This is a genomic window from Corallococcus terminator, from assembly GCF_049194865.1.
Classification (GTDB): Bacteria; Myxococcota; Myxococcia; order Myxococcales; family Myxococcaceae; genus Myxococcus; species Myxococcus terminator_A.
In genome coordinates, this window is record NZ_JBLZWL010000009.1 from 230,001 (window position 1) to 238,669 (window position 8,669).

7 protein-coding genes, 2 tRNA genes and 3 rRNA genes (1 of these 12 only partly in view) are annotated in these 8,669 nt (G+C 61.6%); 8 read left to right on the forward strand and 4 right to left on the reverse strand.

What is annotated here, in order from left to right:
- From ACN469_RS06855 to rrf, 5 genes are all read left to right on the forward strand, one after another.
- A 16S ribosomal RNA gene (locus tag ACN469_RS06855) occupies nucleotides 1-301 on the forward strand; it begins 1,237 nt to the left of the window's first position.
- Between the two features lie 221 nt (nucleotides 302-522).
- Nucleotides 523-599: transfer RNA gene (locus tag ACN469_RS06860), tRNA-Ile, on the forward strand.
- 60 nt (nucleotides 600-659) lie between these two features.
- Nucleotides 660-732, forward strand: a tRNA-Ala gene (locus ACN469_RS06865).
- A 252-nt stretch (nucleotides 733-984) separates the two neighbouring features.
- Nucleotides 985-3,948 (forward strand): 23S ribosomal RNA (locus tag ACN469_RS06870).
- A gap of 158 nt (nucleotides 3,949-4,106) precedes the next feature.
- A 5S ribosomal RNA gene (gene rrf / locus ACN469_RS06875) occupies nucleotides 4,107-4,223 on the forward strand.
- The 16S, 23S and 5S rRNA genes sit together here with 2 tRNA genes alongside, the layout of an rRNA operon.
- Nucleotides 4,224-4,380: 157 nt before the next feature.
- On the opposite strand, the gene ACN469_RS06880 is transcribed toward rrf, so the two are convergent.
- Together ACN469_RS06880 and ACN469_RS06885 are read right to left on the reverse strand one after the other, a co-directional pair.
- A complete protein-coding gene (locus ACN469_RS06880) occupies nucleotides 4,381-4,488 on the reverse strand; it encodes a hypothetical protein (RefSeq protein WP_498765332.1) in 108 nt (35 codons plus the stop codon).
- Nucleotides 4,489-4,510: 22 nt separating this feature from the next.
- Entirely contained in the window at nucleotides 4,511-5,320 is an 810-nt protein-coding gene (locus tag ACN469_RS06885) for a helix-turn-helix domain-containing protein (RefSeq protein ID WP_498765333.1), read from the reverse strand.
- Nucleotides 5,321-5,427: 107 nt separating this feature from the next.
- On the opposite strand from ACN469_RS06885, the gene ACN469_RS06890 reads away from it, so the two are divergent.
- Together ACN469_RS06890 and ACN469_RS06895 are read left to right on the forward strand one after the other, a co-directional pair.
- The gene (locus ACN469_RS06890; RefSeq protein WP_498765335.1) at nucleotides 5,428-5,826 is read left to right on the forward strand and encodes a hypothetical protein; all 399 of its coding nucleotides are present in this window, start codon (nucleotides 5,428-5,430) and stop codon (nucleotides 5,824-5,826) included.
- 520 nt (nucleotides 5,827-6,346) lie between these two features.
- A complete protein-coding gene (locus ACN469_RS06895; RefSeq protein ID WP_498765337.1) occupies nucleotides 6,347-6,862 on the forward strand; it encodes a transposase in 516 nt (171 codons plus the stop codon).
- Between the two features lie 140 nt (nucleotides 6,863-7,002).
- Here the strand turns inward: ACN469_RS06895 and ACN469_RS06900 are convergent, their stop codons facing one another.
- Nucleotides 7,003-7,362, reverse strand: coding sequence for an ATP-binding protein (locus ACN469_RS06900; RefSeq protein ID WP_498765339.1), 360 nt, complete (start codon nucleotides 7,360-7,362; stop codon nucleotides 7,003-7,005).
- Nucleotides 7,257-7,868 (reverse strand): ATP-binding protein, encoded by a 612-nt coding sequence (locus ACN469_RS06905; RefSeq protein ID WP_498765341.1) that lies wholly within the window; start codon nucleotides 7,866-7,868, stop codon nucleotides 7,257-7,259. Before ACN469_RS06905 ends, ACN469_RS06900 begins: the two co-directional genes overlap by 106 nt.
- Before the next feature lie 438 nt (nucleotides 7,869-8,306).
- Between ACN469_RS06905 and ACN469_RS06910 the strand changes: the two genes are divergently transcribed.
- A partial coding sequence (locus tag ACN469_RS06910; protein WP_498765343.1) for a hypothetical protein occupies nucleotides 8,307-8,669 on the forward strand: 363 nt, incomplete at its 3' end.

Below are 8,669 nucleotides of genomic sequence, written 5' to 3' on the forward strand. Positions count from 1 at the left end.
GTGCTACAATGGCCGGTACAGAGCGTTGCCAACCCGCGAGGGGGAGCTAATCGCATAAAACCGGTCTCAGTTCAGATTGGAGTCTGCAACTCGACTCCATGAAGGCGGAATCGCTAGTAATCGCAGATCAGCACGCTGCGGTGAATACGTTCCCGGGCCTTGTACACACCGCCCGTCACACCATGGGAGTCGATTGCTCCAGAAGTCACTTCACCAAGAGGTGCCCAAGGAGTGGTCGGTAACTGGGGTGAAGTCGTAACAAGGTAGCCGTAGGGGAACCTGCGGCTGGATCACCTCCTTTCTAAGGAGACCGGGCACCAGGCAGACACTTCGGTGTCAGCAGGTGGTGCCAGCGGCTTTCGAGCCGCGTCAGGTCGACCAGGTCAACGTTTCCGAGTCCAATCCGACTCTCTCTACTTCGGGCTTGCTGTTTGGTTTTGAAGGACTGAGTGCGCGAGAAGTCGCGGCACCAGCTCTTTGAGAATGAAGGACGCTGTAGGTAGAATCGACGCGGTAGCTCCTGGGCCTATAGCTCAGCTGGCTAGAGCGCGCGCCTGATAAGCGCGAGGTCGGTGGTTCAAGTCCACCTAGGCCCACCATTTCCGCAGGCGAGAGCCTGGGCAACGGTGACGCACCCAGCTAAATTGGCCCGGACACACGGGGCTGTAGCTCAGTTGGGAGAGCGCCAGCTTTGCAAGCTGGATGTCGTCGGTTCGATTCCGATCAGCTCCACAAGTTTTCCCGAAGTCAGGGAAGCGTTCTTTGACAAGTGCATACGAAGGGTAAGTTGCAATTTCTGCTGAGTAACAAGTTCTCGCAGAAAGCACTGCCTGAAACCAACGCCGTGAGGCGAGGTGACAGGGCAGTGTTTCTACAAGCGTAGAGTGATTTTTTCCGGGCCTGCTGCGAAGAGCAGGGGTCTGGGCCTTGGTTTCGAGTTTCGACAATCCGCCGGGAGGCGGGCGTTAGACAAGAGATTAGGGCAAGTAAGCTACTAAGGGCGTGCGGTGGATGCCTAGGTGCCAAGAGGCGATGAAGGACGCGGGTGGCTGCGAAAAGCTTCGGGGAGCTGTCAACCAAGCGTTGATCCGGAGATGTCCGAATGGGGAAACCCAGCACTGCGAATAGCGGTGTTACCTCCTACTGAATACATAGGTAGGCAGGAGCTAACCAGGGGAAGTGAAACATCTCAGTACCCTGAGGAAGAGAAAACAATGAGTGATTCCCAAAGTAGCGGCGAGCGAAATGGGAACAGCCCAAACCGATGTCACGCAAGTGGCAGCGGGGTAGAGGGTCCACGGTAGGACTTTGACTGGCTAGCGGAAGTCTCTGGAAAGAGACACCAAAGGGCGTGATAGTCGCGTACGCGAAAGCCGGTTGGAGCTGAGTGGGTTACCCAAGTAAGACGGGACACGTGCAATCCTGTCTGAATCAGCCGGGACCATCCGGTAAGGCTAAATACTCCTTGGCGACCGATAGTGAACAAGTACCGCGAGGGAAAGGTGAAAAGAACCCCGGCAAGGGGAGTCAAAAGAACCTGAAACCGCATGTCTACAAGCAGTCCGAGCACTACGGCGCAAGCCAGTGCGAGGGCGTACCTTTTGCATCATGATTCGGCGACTTAATATACGTAGCGAGGCTAAGCCGTTAGGTGGAGCCGGAGCGAAAGCGAGTCCTAAAAGGGCGAATTAGTTGCGTGTATTATAACCCGAAGCGGGGTGATCTACACATGGCCAGGTTGAAGTGCGGGTAACACCGCATGGAGGACCGAACTCATGAAAGTTGAAAATTTCTGAGATGAGCTGTGTGTAGGGGTGAAAGGCCAATCAAACTCCGTGATAGCTGGTTCTCCCCGAAAGATATTTAGGTATCGGCTCGGGCAATTCAATACTGGAGGTAGAGCACTGGAACGGCTAGGGGTCTCACCAGATTACCAAACCGTACCAAACTCCGAATGCCAGTAATTGTTAGCCCGGGACGCAGTCAGTGGGTGATAACGTCCATTGGCAAGAGGGGAATAACCCAGACCGACAGCTAAGGTCCCCAAATCTAGTCTAAGTGAACACTAGAAAGGATGTGGCAGGTCATTGACAACCAGGAGGTTGGCTTAGAAGCAGCCATCCTTTAAAGAAAGCGTAATAGCTCACTGGTCAAGACAGGCCGCGCCGAAAATGTAACGGGGCTCAAGACTAGTACCGAAGCTTCGGGTCACACGCAAAACGTGTGGCGGTAGGGGAGCGTCCCAGTTGCAGCGAAGGTCGACCGAAAGGGCGGCTGGAGCGGCTGGGAGTGCTGATGCCGAAATGAGTAGCGATAAAGGGGGTGAGAAACCCCCTCGCCGTAAACCCAAGGTTTCCTGGGTCAAGTTAATCTTCCCAGGGTTAGCCGGAACCTAAGTCGAGGCCGAAAGGCGTAGATGATGGAAAGCAGGTTAATATTCCTGCGCCATCTTGTAAGCGTTGAACTAAGGGAGGACGGAGAAAGCTAGACGAGCTGACCGGCGGTTGTGTCAGTCCAAAGGCGTAGGGGTGTCGCGTACGATTAAAGGCGCGACAGCTATCCCCGAGACCCCATGGCGCCCCGTAAGGGGTAAGTCGTTGATGCTCTGCTTCCAAGAAAAGTCCCGTAGGGAGCTTGCAGGGTGTCCGTACCGTAAACCGACACAGGTGGGTGAGGAGAAAATCCTAAGGCGCTTGAGAGAACTCTCCTCCAAGGAACTAGGCAAATTTCCACCGTAACTTCGGAAGAAGGTGGGCCTCTGGTAGGTGAAGGCGTACAGCCGGAGCCGAGAGAGGTTGCAGAGAAATGGCGGTAGCGACTGTTTACCAAAAACACAGGACTCTGCGAAGGCGACAAGCCGACGTATAGGGTCTGACTCCTGCCCGGTGCTGGAAGGTTAAGGGGATTCGTCAGCCGCAAGGCAAAGCGATGATCCGAAGCCCCAGTAAACGGCGGCCGTAACTATAACGGTCCTAAGGTAGCGAAATTCCTTGTCGGGTAAGTTCCGACCTGCACGAATGGAGTAACGACTTCCGCGCTGTCTCGGAGAGGGACTCAGCGAAATTGAAATAGCTGTGCCGATGCAGTTTACCCGCAGCAAGACGGAAAGACCCCGTGAACCTTTACTATAACTTGACAGTGACACTAGGGATTGACTGTGTAGGATAGGTGGGAGCCTTTGAAGCCGGGCCGCTAGGTTCGGTGGAGGCAACGGTGAAATACCACCCTGTTGATTTCTGGTGTCTAACCATGTCCCGTCAGCCGGGATTGGGACACTGTCTGGTGGGTAGTTTGACTGGGGCGGTCGCCTCCCAAAGAGTAACGGAGGCGCGCGATGGTTCCCTCAGCCCGATTGGAAACCGGGCGGCGAGTGCAATGGCATAAGGGAGCTTGACTGCGAGACGGACACGTCGAGCAGGTGCGAAAGCAGGTCATAGTGATCCGGTGGTCCTGAATGGAAGGGCCATCGCTCAACGGATAAAAGGTACTCCGGGGATAACAGGCTTATCTCCCCCAAGAGTTCACATCGACGGGGAGGTTTGGCACCTCGATGTCGGCTCATCGCATCCTGGGGCTGGAGCAGGTCCCAAGGGTTTGGCTGTTCGCCAATTAAAGCGGTACGCGAGCTGGGTTCAAAACGTCGTGAGACAGTTTGGTCCCTATCTGCTGTGGGCGTAGGATACTTGAGAGGCTCTGACCTTAGTACGAGAGGACCGGGTTGGAGGCACCGCTGGTGTACCAGTTGTCTCGCCAGAGGCATCGCTGGGTAGCCATGTGCCGATTGGATAACCGCTGAAAGCATCTAAGCGGGAAACCGACCTCAAGACCAGGTATCCCGGGCGCAAGCCCCTGAAGACCCGTCGAAGACTACGACGTTGATAGGCCAGGTGTGTAAGCGCGGTAACGCGTTGAGCTAACTGGTACTAATTGGTCGAGAGGCTTACTTCCCCCTATCTCTTGCATGCCCCCTCAAGGGGAGTAAGGGACTCGGGGCCAAGGCCGAGACTGAATGCACTATGCATTCACCCGGACGAAACACTTAGCGCACAGCGAGACTTGTACTCGCAGACTATTGCAACTTACCCTTTGTATGCACTTACAGCTTTTCCGGTGGCAATGTCGGAGGGGTCACACCCGTTCCCATCCCGAACACGGAAGTTAAGCCCTCCAGAGCCGATGGTACTCCGCGGGAAACCGCGTGGGAGAGTAGGTCGCTGCCGGATTCTTTTTGAGAGAAGCCCTCGTCGCCTCGTGCGACGGGGGCTTTTCGCTTTTCCGCGTCCTCGCGTCCCAGGCTCCGCCGGGCACCGGCGTGACGGCCTTGGGCCGCCGGCGGGCTGGAGGCCAACGGCGCCTCGTGGCCCGCGGGCGGGCCCGTTTTCAGGGCACCCGCAGCACCACCTTGCCCACCGTCGCGCGCGACTCCAGCCGCTGGTGCGCCCGCGTCGCCTCCCCCAGCTCCACCACCAGGCCCAACTTCACACGCAATTGCCCCGCGTAAGCGTCTGGGTCAGCGCGGGTAGAACTGCTCGATGGTGATCTCCTCGGCCAGTGCGTGGAGGGGCGCACCAAAAGTCGTGACGGTGGTGAACCACTGGGTGGTCACTCCGTCGACCTCGAAAGTCAGCGGAATCAGAACGGCGCCACCGCCGCCAGGCATTGCCGCAGGGAGCGCACGAGCTTCAGGAAAGTCGAGCACGCGCTTCAGCACCCGTGCGACCTCGGAGTGGGGGCCGCGCAGGCGTGCGTTGTCCCGGAGCCGCTGGAGCAGAAAGCCCGCCACCTCGTTCCAATTCCCAATCGCCGCTCGGACGCGGCCGGGAGCGAAGACCAGGTCCATCAGGTTGATTCTCCCAAGTGCGTCTCGCTCCTGCCCCATCATCGTGAGTGCCCCGACGTTGGCATCGAGCACCGTGGACGCTGCGTCGAGTACGAGGGCAGGGTAGGGATCGTGCGCTCTGAGAATCATCGCCGCAGCCTGGCGGATTTCCTTCAACTCCGCACTGTTCCAATCACTCTCACCAAACTCAGGCGCGTAGCCCGCCGCGACGAGCAAGGCATTGCGTTCGCGGAGTCCTAGCATCAGCGCCCCTGCCAGTCGCGTGACCATGTCCTGGCTGGGAGCTGTCCGGCCCGATTCGATGAATGCCAGGTGCCGGGGGGAGACCTCGGCGTCGAGTGCGAGCACGAGCTGGCTCTTGCCTCGCAACGCACGCCAGTCTTTCAGCAGTGCGCCCAGCTCGCTGGGCGTCCCTGAAATGGTCTTCCGGTGTCCCTTGGCTGGCACCTCGTCGACATCGCGCATCACGGCCTCTTTCATGGCTCTATTCGATTCACGCCGCCGGAGCACTTCCCTCCGAGGTCATTGCGGGGCGGCTGGGCAAACATCGAGTCTGCGGGGCTCTCCCGTCACCGGAAAGCTCCCTCATGACCGACCGCCTCGTCTATCGCGCAGATGCCATTGCCGCTATCACCATGGGTAGTGCGCTTCTGTTTGTAGCCACGCCGCTCACCACGCTCGCAGGTTGGTCGTTGCCTCCTGCCTTCTTGTTCGGAGTGGGCGTGTTTCTGGTGCCATGGGCCGGCTTCAATGCGTGGGTCGCCGTCCAGCCGTCAGTCCCCATGTGGGCAGCGCTGGTGCACCTCTTGGTGGATGGCTCCTGGGTGATAGGGAGTGTGGCACTCCTGCTGGCTCATGGCTCCACGATGTCGCCCGTGGGCATCGTGCTCCTGCTTGGCCAGGCCCTGTCCGTACTTGGTGTCTTCGCGCTCAAGCTCGGGCCTGTCGTCCGCCCCATTTCGCTCGCAGATAGGACGAAGGAGTAGAGGCCGCGGCATTCCACTCAAGTGGAGATGACTCGCCAGCGGTGCGCGCCACGGTGGATGTCGCGTGAGAGGGCCCACGGCCGGGGTGAGGGTGCGCCAGGGCTCAGGTGGATGGGGCCCGCGGGAGTCCAGCTACCCGGCTCTCCCGCACTTCGTGTGGTTCCCCTCTGGGGAGTAGGCAGGCGCGCGGCAAGCTGCCAGCGGGACGAATAAACCCTGGGAATGGAAACGCTGTATCCACTTCCTGGGTGTCGGGCGGACCGGGTGGCCCACGGTAGTGCGGCGGGTGTCGTCCTCGGGGTGCGCATGGGAGGCACGCGAGCACGATGTCCCTCCTGCCAGGTAGCTATGTCCGACGCCCGGCGGACCTGCCCGCCGCGGGGCGCGTCGTGCAACTCGAGCTGCGTGTGCGGCGCTGCTGCCGAAATCCGGAAAGCTCCCGCCGCCGCACGTCCGCGGAGCGGCCGGTGCGCCTACTGGCCACTCCGGCTCGGCGGACACGGCGACTGGCGACCGCGCAGTGCGCCGTTGCAATCACAGCCGGAGCTTTTCCCATCCCCGATCGCGTCCTGGGCCTCAACGAGACTGGGCGCTGCGCAAGGGGCGCACCTACGGCTCCATCCTTGTCGACATGGAAGCGCACTGCGTGCGGGACGTATTGCCAGACCGCTCGACTCCCACGGTGAGCGCATGGCTGAGCCAGCACCCCGGCGTGGAAGTCATCGCCAGAGACCGGTCGACTGAGTACACACGAGCGGCGGTGCTGGGTACTCCAGAGGCCCAGCAGGTGGCGGACCGCTGGCACTTGCTGCTGAATGGACGGCAAATGATGGAACGCTGGATGACCAGCGCGCACCCCCGCCTTCGAGCGCTACGCCGTGTCGAGCGGAGACATTCCATCCTGCACACCGTCACACCAGCTTCTCCGAACTCATGCCGAAGCCCACGCCCGAGAGCCGAGGAGCCCGCTCCCGGCTCGTCGCTGCATACGAAGCCGGTAACCTGTGGCGTCACCTGGCCGGGGAGTTCCTGCTGAGAATCAGTCACACACTGGGAAATTGCACTCGCCGGGACGAGTGCGCAAACATACTCCGCCGCCGCGAAGTCCTTCCCCGAAGCGCGCGGCGCGCGTGCCCAGACCCAGCATACTCGCCCCTTATCTGGAGTACCTGACTGTCAAGGACCGGGGGTATGGACCGCGTGAGGGTCGGCCAAGCGGATCGCCCTGGTGAGTTCGTCACGGAGCCGTTGTTCGAGTTCACGGCGATGACGAGTTTGGGGTCGGCCAAGCGGATCCACGTTGTTGTCTATAGGGCCTCCCGGCGGTGTGGGCTTGCGGCGTCGGGCAGGGGGTGGATTGCGATAGCTGTCGCCTTCGATGACCAGGACGTGGGCGTGGTGGAGAAGTCGGTCCATGGCGGCACTGGCCATCAGCGGGTCTCCGAAAAGCGGAGGCCACTCTTCAATCGCCCGGTTGGAGGTGATGACGGTGCTCTTGCGCTCGTACCTCTGGCGGACGACCTCGTAGAGGTCCACCGCTCATCCTGCGTCAGCCCGCGCAGACCAAGGTCATCGATGATGAGCAAGTCTGGCGAGGTGAAGCGCAACAGGCGCTTGTCGTAGCTACCGTCGCCGCGTGCGGCCCGCAGTTGCATGAGCAGTTCGTGGGTGCCGACGTAGAGGGTGCTGTAGCCGGCGCGGCACGCGCGGTGACCGAGGGATTGCGCGAGGTGGGACTTGCCGACGCCGGTGGGGCCGACGATGAGCACGTTGTCGTGGCGCTCCAGGAAGCCGCACGTGCCCAGCTCCAGCACCTTGGCCTTGGGCACGCTGGGGTTGAAGTGGAAGTCGAAATCCTCGAGCGTCCGGGCGTGCTCGAAGGAGTCGCGACGCACGCGCTGGGAAAGCTGCTTGGAGTCGCGACGCTCCACCTCGTCGCTCAGCAGCCGGTAGAGGAATTGGGAGAGGTTGTCGTCCACAGCCTGCTGGGTGCGCAGCTGCAGGGACTGGAGGACACCGGACAGGCGCAGCTTCTTGCGCATGGGAATCAGCTCGTCAGTGTTGCTGAGCGAAGTGGTTGATGGAGATCGCGGTCGCGACGAGCGCGCTGGTTGCCGGGAAGGGATGTTGCAGGTCGCGCGGAGTCCGTCAGCGAGCCGGATTCTGGCGCGCCACGTTGCGTGAGGTAGTCCGTAGGGCGCTGAGAGGACGGGGCGCGGCGGTGTTCGCCAGCTCGCGTGAGAAAGGTGACCTGGAGCGTGCGCCAACACGCTCACAGGTCGAGCGCCCCGATTGACGTGTGAGAGAGAAGCGAGGCCCCCAAGGAGTCGTACGGACACGCGTCGGAGTCAAGTCCTGGGCGGCGCAGATGCCGTCCGTGTCGGCGGTTACGCCCGGCGAGCTGCGCCGCTTGCGGCGCGGCGAGCCGCCCTGTGGGAGGGCCGCTGGGGCTTCATGGGCATGGCAGTCGGAGCCGCCAGGTGCGCGGGCCGCTGGACGCTGGCGCGTCGCCCGTCCTCGTGGAGCTGCGCGTGCGACGCTACCGCTGCCGTGGGTGCGGCGTGTCGCAGACGTCGTGCCTGCGGAGGTGCTGGCCAGGAAGCTGTATTCGCTCGCGGCCGCTCGTCTGGGCGCTCGCCCTGTGGGGCCTCGAGTCGCTGACGGCTGCGGCGGTGCGCAGACGCGTGAGTCCGTGGGACGTGGTGGGGCCCGGGAGCGCCGGGCGCTGGGATGCCCCCTGCCGCTGGGCCGGGGAGGCCAGGCGCGGGAAGCTCCTGTGCTGCGTGCGGCCGGCGCCCGCGGACTGGACGGCGCGAGCGGTGGCCGCACGAGTGGCGACGACA

Coding starts and splice junctions, on each gene's coding strand:
- ACN469_RS06905 (WP_498765341.1), bottom strand. CDS start 7,868: ATGCGCAAGAAGCTGCGCCTGTCCGGTGTCCTCCAGTCCCTGCAGCTG.
- ACN469_RS06890 (WP_498765335.1), top strand. CDS start 5,428: ATGACCGACCGCCTCGTCTATCGCGCAGATGCCATTGCCGCTATCACC.
- ACN469_RS06885 (WP_498765333.1), bottom strand. CDS start 5,320: ATGAAAGAGGCCGTGATGCGCGATGTCGACGAGGTGCCAGCCAAGGGA.